The organism is Rahnella contaminans (assembly GCF_011065485.1).
GTDB lineage: Bacteria > Pseudomonadota > Gammaproteobacteria > Enterobacterales > Enterobacteriaceae > Rahnella > Rahnella contaminans.
Genome location: NZ_JAADJS010000002.1, coordinates 429,083 through 446,861, shown reverse-complemented (window position 1 = coordinate 446,861; position 17,779 = coordinate 429,083). Strand labels below are relative to the sequence as shown.

Below are 17,779 nucleotides of genomic sequence, written 5' to 3'. Positions count from 1 at the left end.
CCGTTGGGGAAACCAATGAATACCTCTTCCACGCACAACACCGGCAGCCTGCGGCTTCTGTTCACCGTTTGTCTGGCAGCGGTGATCCTGCCGCTCAATTTCGTCAGCGGCGCGGTCGCCACGCCCGCCATCGCCCGTGAACTCGGCGGCAGCGCGCAGGCGCTCAGCTGGATAACCAATTCTTTCATGCTGACGTTTGGCTGTTTTCTGATGGCCGCGGGTGCGCTGGCGGATGAAATCGGCCGCAAAAAAGTGTTTATCAGCGGCGTTTCGCTGTTCGCCCTGCTTTCGTTGTTACAGGCCTTCAGCAGCAGTTTGCTGTGGACTGATTTGCTGCGCGGCGCGCAGGGGATTGCCGCCGCCGGTGCGCTGGCGGGCGGTGCGGCGGCTCTGGCGCAGGAATTCGAAGGCGCAGCGCGAACCCGCGCGTTCAGTCTGATGGGCAGCAGTTTTGGCGTCGGGCTGGCGTTCGGTCCGTTTCTGGCCGGATTGCTTATCGCGCATTTCGGCTGGCGTTCGGTCTTTTTCTCCGCCGCTGCCATCGCGCTGATTTCCCTGCTGAGCGGCACGTCGAAAATGCACGAAACGCGAAATCCGCAGGCTGCCGGTATCGACTGGCCGGGCACAGTGTCGTTTACCGCCATGCTGGCTTTGCTGACCTGGGCGCTGATGGAAATTCCGCAGTCCGGCCTGAACAGCCCGCAGGTGCTGGCGATGCTGGCGGGTGCGGCGGTGTTACTGGGTATTTTCGTGGTGGTTGAGCTGCGCGTGAAAAATCCGATGCTGGATTTATCGCTGTTCCGCTACGTGCGTTTTATCGGCGTGCAGGCACTGCCGCTGGCGACCGGTTTCTGTTTTGTGGTGCTGCTGGTGGTGCTGCCGATGCTGTTTATCGGCGTTACCGGGCTGAGCGAAGAGCACGCCGGGCTGATGATGATGGCGCTGTCGGTGCCGATGCTGATTGTACCGCTGCTGGCGGCGTGGCTGACGCGCTGGATACCGGCGGGCGTGTTGTGTACCGCCGGGCTGGTGATTGCTGCTGCCGGTCTGGGCTGGCTGAGCCGCGCGGTGCTGGCGCAGGATCTGTCCGGCATGATCGCGCCGATGCTGATAATTGGCGTGGGTACGGGTTTACCCTGGGGTTTGATGGACGGGCTTTCTGTCAGCGTTGTACCAAAAGAACGGGCAGGCATGGCGACCGGGATTTTCAGCACCACGCGCGTGGCCGGTGAAGGGATTTCACTGGCGATTGTCGGTGCCATTCTCGCCGCGCTCACTCATAATGCACTGGCGGCACAATTTACCGGCGGAGAAATCAGTCAGGCGGCGCAGCGGCTGGCGACCGGCAATCTGGCGGTCGCGCAGCAGCTCATTCCGCAGGCCAGCACGGCGCAGCTTCAGGCGCTTTATGCCGCCTCGCTGCATCCGCTGTTATTGTGCCTGACGGGTATTACGCTGTTTTCCGCGCTGGTGGTTTTACTGGCACTGCGCGGAAATCATCAGGAAACGGCAGAACCCGCGGCCGTCTGTCAGAAGGATCTGTCGCCGTAACCGGCTTCAAGAACCGGGCGCAGCCGCGCATAAACTTCTTCAATGTCTGCCGGAATATCCACTTCGGCAATAAAGCCCGCACCGCGCGGGCCGTAGCCCCCCGGCGCATTACGCAGACGCGGGATTTCGCCCAGCAGCAGGGAGATAAAGCGCGGCAATGTCCACAAACCGGCCTGTGCGGTTCCGGCAAATCTCACGCTTTCGCCTTCGCGCACCAGCTGCGGCACCAGCACCGGCCAGTTGGTGAAGCGGACATCCGGACGATCGCGCCAGACGTGGCGGAAACTGGCGTCGGTGCGCAACTGCATCAGCGGATCCTGTGTCAGAATAATGTTCGTATTCTGGTCACCGGATCCGTCGAGCACTCGCCGCGCCTGTAGGGCGTTATCGCCGCAGTTGGCCGACGCCGTTTCCAGCAGGATATTTTCCGGGGAAAGCCCGAAATGCTGTAAACCGATGTCGTACAACACTTCGGCCTCACTGCGGCCTTCGGTGGCGATGTTCCGGTAAACCGGATGTTGCTGCACCGCGTCATACAGCAAACGGGTCGAATGCCCGATGCCACCGGCAATCAGCAGGCGTGACACCGCGCCCTGCGCCAGCGCCTGAAACGCCGCTTCTGCGGTCGGTAAAATCGCGTTGCCCAGGAGGATGAGCAGCGGCGAAGTACCTGACGGCCCCTTTCCGGCGGTTTGGTCAAAAGATAAAAAATGCGCCAGACGGTTCATATCAGCAATAACGGGATCAGAAAACATCACAGTCTCCATTCGGGGGGATACAGCATCATAACCCGTTAACAACACACAAAGAATGGTTAATAAACTTCATCTTTTCACTGCCGCTCCGCATCATACAGACCTGTAAAAAACATAATATTGGGATAAAAAACTATCAATTTCACATTTATAGAATTTTTATCCTTATTATCAAAAATGCCGAAAATATCCCCTTAAGGTAAATTTATTAACTTATATTTAACCATAACGGCGTTTTTCATCATGAGGTTAAGGTCAGGGACTCTTTCAGCAGTGACTGAAAAATACAAATCCCGGTCTGCGCGTCGTTTCTTGTCCGGTTTTCTTGCAGTCTTTAGCGTTAAATTACTGACCACCAGAGGATTTCCACATGCAACACCGTTGCATGAATACACACCAGTGTAAGCAGTTATTGGGAGTCATCATGGGCGAAAAAAATTCTTTATTACTGGCTATTCTGGCCGCGGCAACACTGACGTTAGCCGCAGGCGCGCAGGCAGCCGGAACCTTAACAGGGCAAGTGGGCGTTTCACTGACCATCAGCACCGGGTGTACCGTGGGTAACGGCACGTCAACGGGTGGGACCAACCAGTGGGGTACCTTAAACTTTGGTAACTATGCCGATCTGACCAGCGTGATCAACGGCACCGTGTTTGGTGCCAATGGCACCGGCGCGGTCACCATCACCTGTAGCACCGGCCTGACACCAACGCTGTCACTCAATGGCGGCCTTGCGGCGACCGGCGGGTTGCGCACGATGACCTCCAGCGGAACCAGCATTCCTTACCGTCTCTATTCCGATACCGCACGTACCACTGAAATCGCGATCAATACGCCAATCACCCTGACCACCGGGACGACGGCGCAAAATATCCCGATTTATGGCCGCGTGCTGCCTGCTGACCAGACCAGCACCACGCCAGCCGCAGGAACTTATAACGATACCGTTGTTGCCACTCTTTCCTGGTAAAGCTTTATTCCCTCAGGGCCGGTTTAGCCTCTGAAGGATTTTTGATTCAAGGAAGGAAAACCATGGACATCAAGGTACTGCTGCTCTTGCCAGCTATCCTGCTGGTGTCGATGCCGTTCAGCATTCCCTTAAGTCAGGCGGCAACAATCGGCGTCAGCGCCACGTTGTTGCCCGCCTGCGAGGCGGGAACCACGACGTCCGGAAGTACCAGTTTTGGTACGCTGAATTTTGGCAATTATGCTTCGCTGACCAGCGCGATTAATGCCACCAGCGCTCAGCTGGCGGGCTCGATTCGCGTGAAATGCGTGAACGGACTGGCCTACAAAATTGTTATGGATGGCGGCAGCAGCGGCGTGGTGACAGCCCGCAGAATGGTCAACACCACCAACAGCGCGGTATCCCTGCAATATAATCTCTATACCACAGCGGCGCGCACGACAGTCTGGGATAACACCACCGGCGTGAGCAATACCGGCAACGGTGCCGATCAGTGGGCGACGGTCTATGGCCGCGTTCCGGCTCAAAGCACACCGGCCGCCGGTGTTTATCAGGACACGGTGAACGTCACCGTGTCCTGGTAGAGGCTGTTATGCCTGGCCGTCTGCTTGCTCCGCTGATTCTGCTGCCGCTGATGTTTTGCAGCGCAGCGCGGGCCGCAACCGCCACGGCAGCATTTACCGTCACCGCCACCCTCACCAATGGCTGCGCTTTTGGCAGCTCGTTTTCCAGCCCGACCACCAACCTCGGCACCATCAACTTCGGATCCATGTCCTCCATCCCCGCCAACGTCGACACCACCAGCGTTGCCGGTGCCGGATCCGTGGTGGTGACCTGTACGCCGGGAACCTCCGTCAGTATCGCCATGGATTACGGCACTCACGGCGGCAGCGCGACGCGCCGCTTTCTGCAAAACACCACCAGCACAGAGCAACTGGGCTATCAGCTTTTTCAGGATGCCGCCCGCAGTCAGGTCTGGGGCAACGGCGCACTGGTTAAATCCGTGGCCAGTTTTCCTGCGACCACACAAACCTACCCGGTTTATGCACGTTTATACGCTGTGACCACCCTGCCTTCTGCCGGGACTTATACCGATACCGTCACCGTAACGTTAACTTATTGAATCATCAGGATATGGAATATGAATACACTGTTTTTACGCACGAATTTTTCCCGCATTATTTCAACCACTGCGCTGGCCTGCGCCCTGCTGTTACCGCCCGCCGCGCAGGCTGCCAGTTCCGTGCTTGTCTGGCCGGTCTACCAGATTATTGAAGCCGATCAGAACGGATCGGCCCTGTGGCTGGAGAACCGTGGCGCTGAACCGGTGTCTTTACAGGTGCGCGTGCTGGCCTGGAAGCAGGAGAATTTTAACGAGCGATACGCGGATCAAACCAACGTGGTCGCCAGCCCGCCTTTTGCGACGGTGCCTCCGGGTCAGCGCCAGCTGATCAGACTGATCCGCAACACGCCGGTGCCGGTGAATACTGAACAGGCCTACCGCATCATTATTGATGAGATCCCGTCCCCGTTGAATAACGCCGGCCAGGGGAAAGATAAGGCGGTGGTCGGGCTGCAATTGCAGATGCGTTATCTGCTTCCGCTGTTTATGGATGGCGGCAGTCTGTGGACTAACGATCGCCCGGATATGAAACGCGATCCGTCCACGGCGTCGCGCCCGGTACTGTCGTGGCGCACGGTTTCTGACGGCGGTAAAACCTATTTGCAGGTGCGCAATACTGGCATCGTCCATGCGCGTCTGAGCAACGTATTCTGGTCAGCGAACGGCAATCAGAAGCAGGGTGTAAAAACCATGGTCGGCGGCTTTATGGGCTACGTGTTACCGGGGCAACAGATGCGCTGGCCGTTGCCTGCGGGCGTCACGCCCGGCGAGCAGCTTAATGCGCAGATTGCCGATAATACCAAACCGATTGTCATTTCCCGCGGCCAGTAACAGCAGGAGCCGCAACGGATGCCAATCAGACCTCTTCCCCGTTCGGGTTATCAGCCTAAGCTGTATTTCCGGGGAAGCCTGTGCCTGTTATGCCTGACCACGTTTGCCGTGCAGGCGCAGGAATATTCATCGCTGCCGGACGCCCCGCGTGCGGCGCCGGTGGTGACGGATGCCATGTTTTATCTGTCTGTCGTGGTGAACGGCCAGACGGATAATCAGGTGGTGCCTGTTACCTATCGCAATAATGCGTACTTTGTCGAAGCCGGGGTGCTGGCGAAAAATCACGTTCACATTAACGGTCAGACGGGGCTGATTAACGTCGGCGAGTTGCCGGACGTGAAAGCCCGTTATGACTCGGGAACACAGCAGCTGATTTTACAGGTGCCGGATGCGTGGCTGCCAAATCAGAACGTCAGCGGCGATCCGCTGATGAACTACACACCATCGGAAAGCAGCAACGGCCTGCTGTTTAACTACGATGCGTATTACACCGATCCGCCCGGCGGCGCACGGTCAGTCGCCACCTGGATGGAACAGCGTTTTTTCAGCAGTCTGGGGATTGTCACCAACACCGGAACTTACCGCTACAACATTGACAGCGTGTCCCCCAACGGCGGCCAGACCTCGCAGGATGGCTATCTGCGTTACGATACTTTCTGGCGTTTTACCGACGAAAAAAATCTGATCAGCTATCAGGTCGGGGATTTCGTCAGCGATTCCCTGACATGGAGTAATTCGGCGCGCATGGGCGGTATCCGCATCAGCCGTAATTTCGCGGTTCGTCCGGATCTTGTGACGTATCCGCTGCTGCAATACAGCGGAACAGCCGCCGTACCAACCACCGTGGATTTGTTCCTCAATGGCTTCAAAGCCAGCAGTAATAACCTGAACTCCGGGCCGTTTACCCTGACCAACGTGCCGTATATCAACGGCGCCGGTGAAGCCACGATCGTGACGACGGATGCTGTCGGGCGACAGGTTTCGACCAGCGTACCGTTTTATGTTTCCAACACCTTGCTGCGCAAAAACCTCAGCGACTTTGATTTCTCGCTCGGCGCGGTTCGTCAGAATTATGGCCTGTCCAACGGTGATTATTCCGATGCGGCCTTCAGCGGTATCTACCGTTACGGCCTGAGCAATTACCTGACGCTTTCGGGCCATACCGAAATCGCGCAGGGATTAACGCTCGGTGGTTTAGGGGGGGATATCGCGGTCGGCACCTGGGGAACGCTGAGTGTCTCAGGCAGCATGAGTAAAGCCGACCGGCCGCCGGTCGATGGTAGTAATATTCCCGATAACCAGAGTACTTACCCGAACGGCGCGAACCCGGGTATTCCCAATGCCAGCGGAGAAATCAGCAATCCGCTGGGCGTGAGCGCGACCGACAAAAAAGACGGAAGCCAGTACACCCTCGGCTATTCGTATTATTCCAATATTTTCAGTCTGTCCGCCCTGCGCTCAAAACGCACGGTGGGTTATCAGGATATTACGTCTTACACCAGCAACACGAGGTTAAGCCGTCAGGCGGATCAGGTGACGTTCAGCACCTCGCCCTTTGGCTCGTCAAACGGCACCATGGGCATCGGGTATTACGACGTCGAAGCCTATGACAATTCCCATACCCGGCTGGTGAACTTCTCTTACAGCCGCTCGCTGTGGGGCCAGAGCAGCATGTTTTTATCGCTCAACAAAACGCTGGGCGATAACGGCTACAGCGCACAACTTCAGTTCATTATCCCGATCGGCACCAATATCAATATGAATGCAGGCGTGCAGCGTGACAGTTCAGGAAATTATCAGGAGCAAATTGGCGCCAGCAAAGCGACGCCGACCGACGGGGGTCTGGGCTGGAATCTGGCTTACAGTGGCGGCAATAACCCGTATCAGCAGGCCGATGCCACCTGGAAATCCCATTACGCCACGGTTCAGGGCGGCTTTTACGGCAATCAGGGCGATTACACCAACTGGGCGGATCTGAGTGGTTCCGTGGTGTTTATGGCAAACGACTGGTTCCTGTCAGACAAAATTAATGACGCCTTTATCGTGGTGGATACCGGCCATTACGCCGACGTGCCGGTGTTGTTCGAGAACCAGAAAATGGGCAAAACAGACAGCAACGGACATCTCCTGATCCCAACCGTCAGCTCGTATTATCCCGCCAAAGTGGAAATCGATACGCTTCCGCTCCCGGCAGACGTGGTCGCCAATAACGTCAATGACCGGATTGCCGTGAAGCAAGGCAGTGGCGTAATAGTGAAATTTAGCGTGGAAAAAGTCCTTTCCGCCAATATCACCCTCCACGACAAAGCCGGGCAACCGCTGAAACTCGGGACGCTGGTAACGGAACAAAACTCTCAGCAAACCACCGTAACCGGCTATGACGGGCTGGTGTACTTCTCCCATTTGCAGGAACACAACGTGCTGAATATTCAGCAGGAAGATCATTCGGTATGCCGGATCAGTTTCGATCTGGATCCTAAACATCAGAGCATTGAGCAGATTGGCCCGCTGGCATGTCCGGACACGACAGCGGGTACAGGCGCAGGAGATAAATCATGAGAATTTTTTGGCGGCAGATACGCCACGGCGTGTTGCTGGTGATGCTGCTTGCGGCATCGTCGGTGGCCCGGGCCGGTTGTACCACAGCAGCATCCACCATTACATTGGGAACACAAAATTCTTTTGCCGTCAGTTCCACTCCGCTGATCACCTCTGGCGGCAGCGGATTAAGCTGTACCGGCGGCCTGCTCAACGTGGGCGGCACCAATACCATCACGGCGCTGATAGGCACAACAACACACCCGACCGGAACACAGCCACGCCTTTACAGCGCAGCCACCGGCCAGTATCTGCCGTACAGTTTGTGTAAAGATGCCAGCTGCAGTGCCGTTTATAATCAGGGCGATACTATCACCTGGAGCAGCAGCACCGCGCTCGGCCTGTTGGGATTATTTTCCGGCCCCAACAGTACATTGCCGCTCTACGTCCGCCCGGTTGCCATTTCCAATCTGGCAGCCGGAACCTATATCGATACGGTTCCGATTAACTGGACCTGGAATATGTGTTCCATCGCCGTGGGTACATTGCTGTGTCTCGCGGATACAGGGAGTGTTTCTGGCAATGTGAATCTGACCCTGAATGTCACCAGTTTTTGCTATATCGACAGTGCTCCCAACGTCGGTTTCGGCAGCGCCGCCCTGCCTTCCGGCCTGACGACGGTCGTGGCGAACACCATCAGCGTGCGCTGCACCCTGAACGCCGCCTATTCCGTGAACCTGACCAGCAGCGTGGCGGGCACCGGCGCATACCGGCAGATGTCATCTACCGCCAATTCGGTTACCAGCTATCTGCAATACCAGATTTTCAAAGGTGACAGCACGGTCTGGACCGCCGCAACCAACAGCAGCGCGACCGGAACCGGTACTTCGCAGTCATTCCCGTACACGGCGTCCGTGAATTTGACGCAAGCCAACCAGCCCGCAGGTTCTTACAGCGATACCGTGACGGTAACAGTGACGTACTAGTAGGGATAAAACAGAACCGGTGCAGCGAATGCGCACCGGTTTGGAAACGATAAAAACTTACAGCGCTTTCAGCGTTTTGATGGTGGCATCCACGTCAATTTCATCTTCCGTAAACACGTACGTGCTGTTCTGGAAGGTGGTGATCAGCAGCTTTTTCATGGTACGCGTCGCGGCTTTTTTCTCTTCTTCCTGCGGGCGGATACGGTTCATCAGCAGGCCGACAGAAAGCACGGCATTCTCTTTGTCGACTTTGGTTTCTGCCGGGACTTCTTCATTGAAGGCCAGGAAGGATTTGATACTGGTGATTTTGATGCGCTCACCGGCAATAAAGATGTATTTGCTTTCCGGTTCCACTTTGACCGCAAAGGCGGAAAGACCTTTGTTGTTGGTCGTCGGCTCAAAAGTGACCACCGCATCTTTTTTAATCAGCTCAGGGTTTGCGACTTTAATCACGTGGAAATAACGGTTATCGCCGTTTTCATCTTTGATAAAACCGAAACCTTTATCTTCAAACCAGGTTGTGATTACGCCGTTCATCGCTTACCGCCTAAGTAATTATTCGTTCAATATGTCAGATTTTGCAGGGCGGCAGTGTAAAGCAGAATGAGGATAAAGTCCTGTGCTTTACAGCCCGGCCTGCCGTGTTATACCGCTTTACGGAAAGTCAGGTTAAACCGGTACGCACCTGTGAGCGGATGTTCACCGGCTTTCAGCGGCAAAACGCCGTGATAACGCAGCCGCGACGGGCCGCCCCACACCACGATATCGCCGTGCGTCAGCGTAATGCGCTGTGTTTTGTCGCTGCGCTCCAGCCCGCCAAACTGAAACACCGCCGGTAATCCGAGCGAAATCGAGACAATCGGCTGCCCGAAGTCATGCTCGTCTTTATCCTGATGCAGGCTCATTTTGGCGCCCGGCTGATACCGGTTAATCAGGCAGGCATCCGGATTAAAACCGGGAAAACCGGCCTGCTCTGCGGCTTTCACCGCGATATCGCGAAACAGTTCAGGCATCGCGGGCCATTGCTGATGGCTTTCCGGCGATGTGGTCTGATACCGGTAACCGGCTTTATCGGTTACCCAGCCGACATCACCGCAGTTGGTCATCGCCACAGACATCGCATAACCGCCCGGCGTCGCGCGATACTGAAAAGGCACCAGCCCGGCGATCCGGTCGATCTCCGCCAGCAACGCTGTATCGTTTTCCCGCGCTGCGCCACGCAGCACCACCGCGCCGGGGAAAAGATCTTCGCGCCAGTGCGGGTGGAAATCGGGATGATCAAAAAGATCCAAATTCATGTCAGCCTCCGCGTTTGCGTATGCATTAAGTATAACGGATCTCGCCTTTTGAGCATCAGACCATCATTTTCAACGCCACCGTGAAGACAAAAACTCAAGAAATACCGTGGCCGCCTGGCCGATACGCCGGTTAGGCCGCACGCAATAGACGCCGGTTTCCCGCCCTGTCCATTGCGGCAAAACCTGCACCAGACTTCCTGCGGCAATCGCCGCCGCCATCGTGACTGCCGAATGAAAAGCGATGCCGTGCGCGTCGGTACAAAGCCGCCGCGCCGCATCCGCGTTATCCACTTTCACCGATCCTTTCGGTGCCAGCGTGCGTTCTTCTGCACCCGAAAACAGCCGCCACAGCAGGCCGTCCTGACTGGCCGAAGAAACAATACATTCATGCTGATTGAGATCTTCCAACGCCTGCGGCACCCCGCGTTTTTCCAGATAAGCCGGTGCGGCTACCAGGATCCGCCGGTTCTCCAGCATCTTGTGAGCAATCAGCGAGGAATCCTTCATACGACCAATACGAAACGCCAGCATGATGCCGTCGGCAACCAGATCAGCGTAGTCATCGGTCAGACGCAAATCCAGCTGCACGCGCGGGTACGCCGCCAGAAACGCACTCAGATACGGCACGATATGCGTGTGACCAAATGCCACCGGCGCGCTGACCACCAGTTCGCCATACGGCAGCTTCTGTTCATCGCGCACGGTTTCGGCGGCGTTCCGCAGCAGCAGCAGCGCCTGATGACACTCGGAAAAATAGCGTTTCCCGGATTCAGTCAGCGACATCGCCCGCGTGGTCCGGTTCAGCAGCTGGGTGCCCAGCTGCTGTTCCAGCGCTTTGATAAAGCGGCTGACGGACGACGGCGTGATCCCCAGCGCATCAGCGGCGCGGGCAAAGCTATTGTGTTCAACCACAGCAACAAAGGTTTGCACTAAGTGCAGCGACGGCGCGTTCATTATTGCTCTCAGGGAATCAATGAATGTTATTTCCGGCTATTATCAAGAAAATTAAGCATGATTAGAATGTTTCTTTTTCGAGGAACATTCTATGAAAACGCCTGATCTCTCCGCCTTTCACGCCCTGCATTTGCAGGATAAACCGCTGAAATTACCCAACGCCTGGGACGCAGGCAGCGCACGCCAGACAGAGTTTCTTGGCGCGGCGGCCATTGCCACCACCAGTGCGGGCGTCGCCTGGTCTTTGGGGTATCGCGACGGCAATGCGCTGCCGGTGGATGAGTATGTGGCGCGCGCGGCGTCTATCGCCCGGGTAATTTCAGTTCCGCTGTCTGCGGATGTCGAAGGCGGTTACAGCGACTCCCCGGCGCAGGTTGCCATTCATGTTTCGCGGCTTACCGACGTCGGCGTCACCGGCATTAATATTGAGGACGGCGCGGGAAATCCCGATCTCCTTTACGCCAAAGTCGAGGCCATCCGCAACGCGTGTATCCGGCGCGGCGTGGAGCTGTACATTAATGTACGTACCGACGTTTACGCCCGCAATCTGGTGTCCGCTGAACACCGCGCCGCCGAAGTCATGGTGCGGGCACAAGCCTGCCATCGCGCAGGCGCTGACGGGCTTTTTGTGCTCGGATTAACCGACCTGAACGAGATGCGCGACATCGCCGCAAGCACCCCGCTGCTGCTCAATGTTGCGGTCTGGCCGGGACTTGCGCCGGTGGAAGAACTGGCGCAAGCGGGCGTGCGCCGTCTCAGCGCCGGTTCCTGGCTGCCGCAAACCTTGTGGGCACAGAACGCAAGGCTGGTCAGCGGTTTTTTACAGGAGGATGCGATGACGCCGATGATGGAAAATGCGGCATCTTATTCTGAAATCAACGTGTTATTTTAACCAGCTGAACGGGCTGAAAAACAAAGACATCAAACCGGAGGGGCAGACAATGAACACCGAAAATCAGGCAATGCTGCATATCTTGTGCGGAAAAATTGCCTCCGGGAAATCGACCCTGGCGCGCGAACTGGCAACGCAGCCGTTCACGGTTGTCGTCAGTGAAGACCGGTGGTTATCCGCGCTGTTTAAAGAGGAAATGCGCACGATCGAGGATTACGTCCGCTGCTCGGCAAAACTGCGCAGCGCCATCGCCCCGCACGTGGTTTCGCTGCTCAGCGCCGGAGTTTCCGTGGTGCTGGATTTTCCGGCCAATACCGTCGCGAACCGCCAGTGGATGATGAGCATCATTCACGAATCGGGCGCGGATCATCGCCTGCATTTTCTGAATGTCTCCGCCGACGTCTGTAAATCCCGTTTGCACGTCCGGAATCAGTCCGGCACGCATGATTTTGTGGTGACCGATGAGCAGTTTGAGCTTATCTCCCGACATTTTGCTGAACCTCAGGCGGAAGAAGGTTTCACCATTATTCAATACGATAACGGAAACTCAGCGGAAACGGGAACCGCCCATGAAGGAACGCGCTGATTGTAGGGTTGTATCGTTTCAGCTAAGGTTTACCTAAGCCAAACCTACCCTATCAGGAGAGCATCATGAGTCGGGAAATCAACAAAGACACGCAGCTGTGCATGTCTCTTTCCGGTCGTCCGGGAAATTTCGGTACCCGTTTTCATAACTACCTTTATCAGGCGTTAGACCTGAACTTCGTCTACAAGGCGTTCACCACTCAGGATATCGAGGCGGCTGTCAAAGGCGTCCGCGCACTCGGTATCCGCGGCTGCGCGGTTTCCATGCCGTTCAAGGAAGCCTGCATTCCGTTCCTCGATGAACTGGATCCTTCCGCAACCGCCATTCAGTCCGTGAATACCATCGTCAATGACGACGGTTTCCTGCGTGCCTATAACACCGACTATATTGCCGTCGCCAAACTGCTCGACAGCCATAAAGTCCCGCGCGATGCGGTCTTCGCGCTGCGCGGCAGCGGCGGAATGGGCAAAGCTGTGGTCGCCGCCATCCGTGATGCCGGTTTCAAAACCGGTTATATCATTGCCCGCAACGAAGCCAATGGCCGCGCGCTGGCAGAAGAATACGGTTACGAATGGAAAGCCGACGTCGATGATTTAGCCGTCGATATGGTCGTTAACGTCACACCAATCGGTATGGCCGGTGGCCCGGAAGCCGATTCACTGGCCTTTGCGTCCGACGTCATTGACCGCGCGAGCATCGTTTTCGACGTCGTCGCCCTGCCGGTCGAAACGCCGCTTATCCGCTATGGCCGTGAGCACGGCAAAAAAGTCATCACCGGCGCAGAAGTCGCCGCACTTCAGGCCGTCGAACAGTTCGTGCTGTATACCGGCAAACGCCCGTCCGACGAACTGATCGAAGCCGCGGCAACGCACGCGCGAAGCTAAGGGTTGTAATCACCTGACGTAAAAACAAAAAAGCCCTGACGGCAACGTCAGGGCGGTGGGCATGACTGCACCAATTTTTTGAATCAAACGGCTACCGAACCAGACAGGGTTTCTTCGGATCAAACGTCCAGTCCGGCACCAGGAACTGCATGCCCTGCGCATCATCGCGCGCGCCCAGCCCCATCCCCTTGTAGAGTTCGTGAGCTTTCATCACCTGATCCATATCCAGCTCAACGCCCAGCCCCGGTTGTTCCGGCACGCGCACTTTACCGCCTTTGATCTGCAGCGGTTCTTTGGTCAGACGCTGATTGCCTTCCTGCCAGATCCAGTGCGTATCGATGGCGGTGATTTTGCCCGGCGCGGCGGCGGCAACCTGCGTAAACATCGCCAGCGAGATATCAAAGTGGTTATTGGAGTGAGAACCCCACGTCAGGCCCCATTCATGGCACATCTGCGCCACGCGCACCGAGCCCTGCATGGTCCAGAAATGTGGATCCGCCAGCGGAATATCCACGGATTTCAGCTGGATGGTATGGCCCATCTGACGCCAGTCGGTGGCGATCATATTGGTCGCAGTCGGTAAGCCGGTGGCCTGACGGAATTCCGCCATGATTTCGCGCCCCGAGAAACCCTGCTCCGCGCCGCACGGATCTTCCGCATAGGCCAGCACGCCACGCAGTTGTTTGCCGAGCGCGATGGCTTCATTCAGCGACCACGCGCCGTTCGGATCCAGCGTGATGCGCGCCTGCGGGAAGCGTTGCGCCAGCGCGGTCACGGCTTCGGCTTCTTCACTGCCGGCCAGCACGCCGCCTTTCAGTTTGAAATCATTGAAGCCGTATTTTTCATACGCGGCTTCGGCCAGACGAACCACGGCGGCAGGCGTCAGGGCTTCTTCGTGGCGCAGACGATACCAGTCGCAGTTGGCGCCGGGCTGGCTCTGGTAGCCGAGCGACGTTTTGTTGCGGTCGCCGACGTAGAACAGATAACCGAGCATTTCGACTTCGTCGCGCTGCTGACCGTCGCCGAGCAGAGATGCGACGGTGACGCCCAGATGTTTGCCGAGCAGATCCAGCATCGCCGCTTCAATCGCGGTCACAACGTGGATTGTGGTGCGCAAATCGAAAGTTTGCAGCCCGCGGCCGGAAGCATCACGGTCAGCAAATTTTTCGCGCACGGCGGTCATGACGTTTTTGTATTCGCCCAGCGTTTTGCCGATCACCAGCAACGCGGAATCATCCAGCGTCTGGCGGATTTTCTCGCCGCCCGGGACTTCGCCCACGCCGGTATTCCCGCTGCTGTCTTTGAGGATCAGGATGTTACGGGTGAAAAAAGGCGCGTGCGCCCCGCTGAGGTTAAGCAACATGCTGTCATGCCCGGCTACCGGGATCACCTGCATGGAAACAATTTTAGGTGTTGAAGAAGAGGTCATAGCTAACTCCTTAGTGAATTCGGATTCCGTAATCAGCGCCCCATCGCCGGGCGCTTGCGATCGAATTTCCAGCCGGGGATCAGATACTGCATTGCAACGGCATCGTTGCGGGCGCCGGTCGGCAGTTTTCTGTGCAGTTCGTGAGCGCGGTGGATCTGATCCATGTCGATCTCAATCCCTAACCCCGGTTTCTCAGGCACTTTGATTTTTCCGTTGACGATTTGCAGCGGCTCTTTGGTCAGGCGCTGATTGCCTTCCTGCCAGATCCAGTGCGTATCGATCGCCGTCGGTTTACCCGGCACAGCCGCGCCAACGTGGGTAAACATCGCCAGAGAAATATCGAAATGGTTGTTAGAATGGCAGCCCCAGGTCAGCCCCCACTCATCGCACAGCTGCGCCACGCGTACCGCGCCGTGCATGGTCCAGAAATGCGGATCCGCCAGCGGAATATCGACGGACTGCAACATCACGGCGTGCTGCATCTCGCGCCAGTTGGTGGCAATCATATTGGTGGCGACCGGCAAACCGGTGGCGCGGCGGAACTCGGCCATCACTTCGCGGCCTGAAAAACCCTGCTCTGCGCCGCACGGATCTTCCGCATAGCTGAGGATCCCGTGCAGGTTTTTACATAAATCAATCGCTTCATCGAGCAGCCACGCGCCGTTCGGATCGACGGTAATCCGCGCATCCGGGAAACGTTTTGCCAGCGCTTTTACCGCGTCGATTTCCTGCTCACCGGGCAGTACACCGCCTTTGAGTTTGAAATCTTTAAAACCGTAGCGATCCTGCGCGGCTTCCGCCAGCTGCACCACGGCGTCGCTGTTCATCGCTTTCTGGTGACGCAGGTGATACCAGTCGTGAACACCACGCGCCCCTTCCTGATACGGCAAATCTGTTTTCTGACGGTCGCCGATATAGAAGAGATAACCGAGCACCGTCACTTCGTCGCGCTGTTTGCCCGGCCCGAGCAGCTCGCACACCGGCACGCCGAGGAATTTGCCCATCAGATCCAGCAGCGCGGCTTCAAGCGCCGCAACCGCGTTCACGCGCAGTTCAAACGTCCACGCGCCTTTACCAAACGAATCGAAATCCGACGACTGATTACCCACGTGAATCTGATGCACCAGCCGGTTCATCCGCGCTACTTCCTGGCCTTTGACCTGCGCGATGGCTTCCACCAGCGTGTTGTAAATCACTTCGCCGCCCGGCGCTTCGCCCACGCCGGTGTTCCCGGCGCTGTCCGTCAGAATCACGATGTTACGGGTGAAGTAAGCGCCATGTGCGCCGCCGATGTTCATCAGCATGCTGTCATGCCCGGCCACAGGAATAACCTGCATATCAGTAATGACCGGAGAAGATTGCGTACTCATCGTGATGCTCCTTTTTTTACGCTGGCAGAGACGAGAGGTTTCAGCTGGATACGTTCAATTTTGCCGACAATAAAGACATAGCTGATGACGGCGAGCAGTGCGTGGATCCCGACGAAAATCAGTGCGCCGTTAAACGAACCGGTGGTACCAATAATGTAGCCGACCGCAATCGGGGTGATGATGCCGGAAACGTTACCGAACATGTTGAACAGCCCGCCGCTCAGCCCGCTGATTTCTTTCGGTGCGGTATCGGCCATTACCGCCCAGCCCAGCGCGCCCAGCCCTTTGCCGAAGAAGGCGAACGCCATAATCCCGACAACCATCCATTCGGTGTCAACATAGTTACAGACAATCATCGACATCGACAGCAGCATGCCAATGACGATCGGCGCTTTACGTGAAAGCGTCAGGTTGTTGGTTCTGCGCATCAGCCAGTCGGATATAATCCCGCCCAACACGCCGCCGAGGAAGCCGCAAATGGCCGGAACCGACGCCACCATACCCGCTTTAAGAATGGACATTCCGCGTGCCTGAACCAGATAAACAGGGAACCAGGTGATGAAGAAGTAAGTCAGCGCATTGATGCAATACTGGCCGATATAGATGCCGATCATCATGCGCGATTTCATTAACTGTTTGAGCTGTGAGGCTTTCTCGCCTTTGACTTTCGCCTTTTTAGTGACTTTCTGATCCATATTGATCAGCGCACCACCGGCTTCCATGTAGTCCAGTTCGGCCTGATTGACGCCCGGATGATCTTTCGGATCGTGGATCACTTTCAGCCAGATGAAGCTCAGGATGATCCCCAGCCCGCCCATGAAGAAGAAAACATGTGACCAGCCTACGGCCTGTGTCAGCCAGCCCATAATCGGGGCAAAAATCACGGTAGCGAAATACTGTGCGGAGTTAAAAATCGAAACCGCTGTTCCACGTTCCTGCGCCGGGAACCATGCCGCAACAATCCGGCTGTTGCCCGGGAAAGAAGGCGCTTCAGCCAGCCCGACCAGGAAACGTAATACGAAGAGGGAAACTACGATGCCGAAGCCGCTGAATATATCTACAAACCCTTGCAGCAACGTGAATAATGACCAGATGAAAATACTGTAGAAGTAAACTTTTTTGGAGCCGAATTTATCCAGTAACCAGCCACCGGGTATTTGTCCGATAACATAGGCCCAGGAAAATGCCGAAAATATATAACCCATCCCGACAGAATCGAGACCGATATCTTTCGCCATTGCCGACCCGGCAATAGATAACGTTGCGCGGTCGCCGTAATTAAATGATGTGACGATAAATAACATCACCACGATCCAGTAGCGCGCATTAGTTCTTTTTTTCACGGCACTGGCTGATGAAACGATTGTTTCCATGATGTTCTCCGGAATTGAGAGTGATGCAAATACCCCAAGGTATAAGTCATTCCAGCCAGCCACAGAACTGTAGGGTTCAGAGAGGAAGGAAGAATGCCAGTATAAGAACAACCGGAAACCAACTCATTAGGCAAAGTGACAAGCATGGAAAGCGCTTTGCATTTATCTTGAGGCGAATGCCCAGTACCATGCGAGTCAGTTCACGAAAAGAGAATGGCTTGTGATTGACGTCACGTTTAATT

Annotated in this window: 17 protein-coding genes; 10 read left to right on the top strand and 7 right to left on the bottom strand. The window is 56.2% G+C overall.

Annotated elements, in window-relative coordinates; all coding sequences use genetic code 11:
• The first annotated feature begins 15 nt into the window (after nucleotides 1–15).
• The gene (locus GW579_RS11165) at nucleotides 16–1,551 is read left to right on the top strand and encodes an MFS transporter (RefSeq protein WP_165059089.1); all 1,536 of its coding nucleotides are present in this window, start codon (nucleotides 16–18) and stop codon (nucleotides 1,549–1,551) included.
• Here GW579_RS11165 and GW579_RS11160 read toward each other — a convergent pair.
• A complete protein-coding gene (locus GW579_RS11160) occupies nucleotides 1,530–2,306 on the bottom strand; it encodes a YdcF family protein (RefSeq protein WP_165059087.1) in 777 nt (258 codons plus the stop codon). The genes GW579_RS11165 and GW579_RS11160 overlap by 22 nt on opposite strands.
• 424 nt (nucleotides 2,307–2,730) lie before the next feature.
• Between GW579_RS11160 and GW579_RS11155 the strand changes: the two genes are divergently transcribed.
• The 6 genes from GW579_RS11155 to GW579_RS11130 all read left to right on the top strand — a co-directional run bounded on the left by GW579_RS11155 (nucleotide 2,731) and on the right by GW579_RS11130 (nucleotide 8,751).
• The gene (locus GW579_RS11155; RefSeq protein ID WP_152327687.1) at nucleotides 2,731–3,276 is read left to right on the top strand and encodes a Csu type fimbrial protein; all 546 of its coding nucleotides are present in this window, start codon (nucleotides 2,731–2,733) and stop codon (nucleotides 3,274–3,276) included.
• 62 nt (nucleotides 3,277–3,338) lie between these two features.
• Nucleotides 3,339–3,857: a Csu type fimbrial protein gene (locus tag GW579_RS11150; protein ID WP_152327686.1), complete on the top strand. Its 519-nt coding sequence runs from the start codon at nucleotides 3,339–3,341 to the stop codon at nucleotides 3,855–3,857.
• Nucleotides 3,858–3,865: 8 nt separating this feature from the next.
• Nucleotides 3,866–4,396 carry a Csu type fimbrial protein gene (locus GW579_RS11145; protein WP_152327685.1) on the top strand — a complete coding sequence of 177 codons (531 nt, stop codon included), beginning with the start codon at nucleotides 3,866–3,868 and terminating at the stop codon, nucleotides 4,394–4,396.
• A gap of 18 nt (nucleotides 4,397–4,414) precedes the next feature.
• Complete coding sequence (locus GW579_RS11140) at nucleotides 4,415–5,227, top strand: fimbrial biogenesis chaperone (RefSeq protein WP_165059085.1); 813 nt, start codon at nucleotides 4,415–4,417, stop codon at nucleotides 5,225–5,227.
• A gap of 18 nt (nucleotides 5,228–5,245) precedes the next feature.
• Nucleotides 5,246–7,786 (top strand): fimbria/pilus outer membrane usher protein, encoded by a 2,541-nt coding sequence (locus GW579_RS11135; RefSeq protein ID WP_165059083.1) that lies wholly within the window; start codon nucleotides 5,246–5,248, stop codon nucleotides 7,784–7,786.
• Nucleotides 7,783–8,751, top strand: a complete 969-nt coding sequence (locus GW579_RS11130; protein WP_165059081.1) for a Csu type fimbrial protein — start codon at nucleotides 7,783–7,785, stop codon at nucleotides 8,749–8,751. The genes GW579_RS11135 and GW579_RS11130 overlap by 4 nt, the downstream gene beginning before the upstream one ends.
• 57 nt (nucleotides 8,752–8,808) lie before the next feature.
• Here GW579_RS11130 and GW579_RS11125 read toward each other — a convergent pair whose 3' ends face one another.
• From GW579_RS11125 to GW579_RS11115, 3 genes are all read right to left on the bottom strand, one after another.
• The gene (locus tag GW579_RS11125) at nucleotides 8,809–9,288 is read right to left on the bottom strand and encodes a cold shock domain-containing protein (protein ID WP_152327681.1); all 480 of its coding nucleotides are present in this window, start codon (nucleotides 9,286–9,288) and stop codon (nucleotides 8,809–8,811) included.
• 107 nt (nucleotides 9,289–9,395) lie between these two features.
• Nucleotides 9,396–10,049: a DNA oxidative demethylase AlkB gene (gene alkB / locus GW579_RS11120; protein ID WP_165059080.1), complete on the bottom strand. Its 654-nt coding sequence runs from the start codon at nucleotides 10,047–10,049 to the stop codon at nucleotides 9,396–9,398.
• 69 nt (nucleotides 10,050–10,118) lie between these two features.
• Nucleotides 10,119–11,003 carry a LysR family transcriptional regulator gene (locus tag GW579_RS11115; protein WP_165059078.1) on the bottom strand — a complete coding sequence of 295 codons (885 nt, stop codon included), beginning with the start codon at nucleotides 11,001–11,003 and terminating at the stop codon, nucleotides 10,119–10,121.
• Nucleotides 11,004–11,094: 91 nt separating this feature from the next.
• Between GW579_RS11115 and GW579_RS11110 the strand changes: the two genes are divergently transcribed.
• The 3 genes from GW579_RS11110 to GW579_RS11100 all read left to right on the top strand — a co-directional run bounded on the left by GW579_RS11110 (nucleotide 11,095) and on the right by GW579_RS11100 (nucleotide 13,365).
• On the top strand, nucleotides 11,095–11,895 hold the full coding sequence (locus GW579_RS11110) for an isocitrate lyase/PEP mutase family protein (protein WP_165059075.1): 801 nt from the start codon (nucleotides 11,095–11,097) through the stop codon (nucleotides 11,893–11,895).
• Nucleotides 11,896–11,944: 49 nt separating this feature from the next.
• Nucleotides 11,945–12,481, top strand: coding sequence for a P-loop nucleotide/nucleoside kinase family protein (locus GW579_RS11105; protein ID WP_165059073.1), 537 nt, complete (start codon nucleotides 11,945–11,947; stop codon nucleotides 12,479–12,481).
• Nucleotides 12,482–12,546: 65 nt separating this feature from the next.
• On the top strand, nucleotides 12,547–13,365 hold the full coding sequence (locus tag GW579_RS11100; RefSeq protein ID WP_165059071.1) for a shikimate 5-dehydrogenase: 819 nt from the start codon (nucleotides 12,547–12,549) through the stop codon (nucleotides 13,363–13,365).
• Nucleotides 13,366–13,456: 91 nt separating this feature from the next.
• Here the strand turns inward: GW579_RS11100 and gudD are convergent, their stop codons facing one another.
• The 3 genes from gudD to GW579_RS11085 are packed head-to-tail and all read right to left on the bottom strand — an operon-like array spanning nucleotide 13,457 to nucleotide 17,537.
• Nucleotides 13,457–14,794 carry a glucarate dehydratase gene (gudD, locus tag GW579_RS11095; RefSeq protein ID WP_165059069.1) on the bottom strand — a complete coding sequence of 446 codons (1,338 nt, stop codon included), beginning with the start codon at nucleotides 14,792–14,794 and terminating at the stop codon, nucleotides 13,457–13,459.
• Between the two features lie 32 nt (nucleotides 14,795–14,826).
• Nucleotides 14,827–16,164: an enolase C-terminal domain-like protein gene (locus tag GW579_RS11090; protein WP_165059067.1), complete on the bottom strand. Its 1,338-nt coding sequence runs from the start codon at nucleotides 16,162–16,164 to the stop codon at nucleotides 14,827–14,829.
• Nucleotides 16,161–17,537, bottom strand: coding sequence for an MFS transporter (locus GW579_RS11085; RefSeq protein WP_152327673.1), 1,377 nt, complete (start codon nucleotides 17,535–17,537; stop codon nucleotides 16,161–16,163). Before GW579_RS11085 ends, GW579_RS11090 begins: the two co-directional genes overlap by 4 nt.
• Nucleotides 17,538–17,779 lie beyond the last annotated feature (242 nt).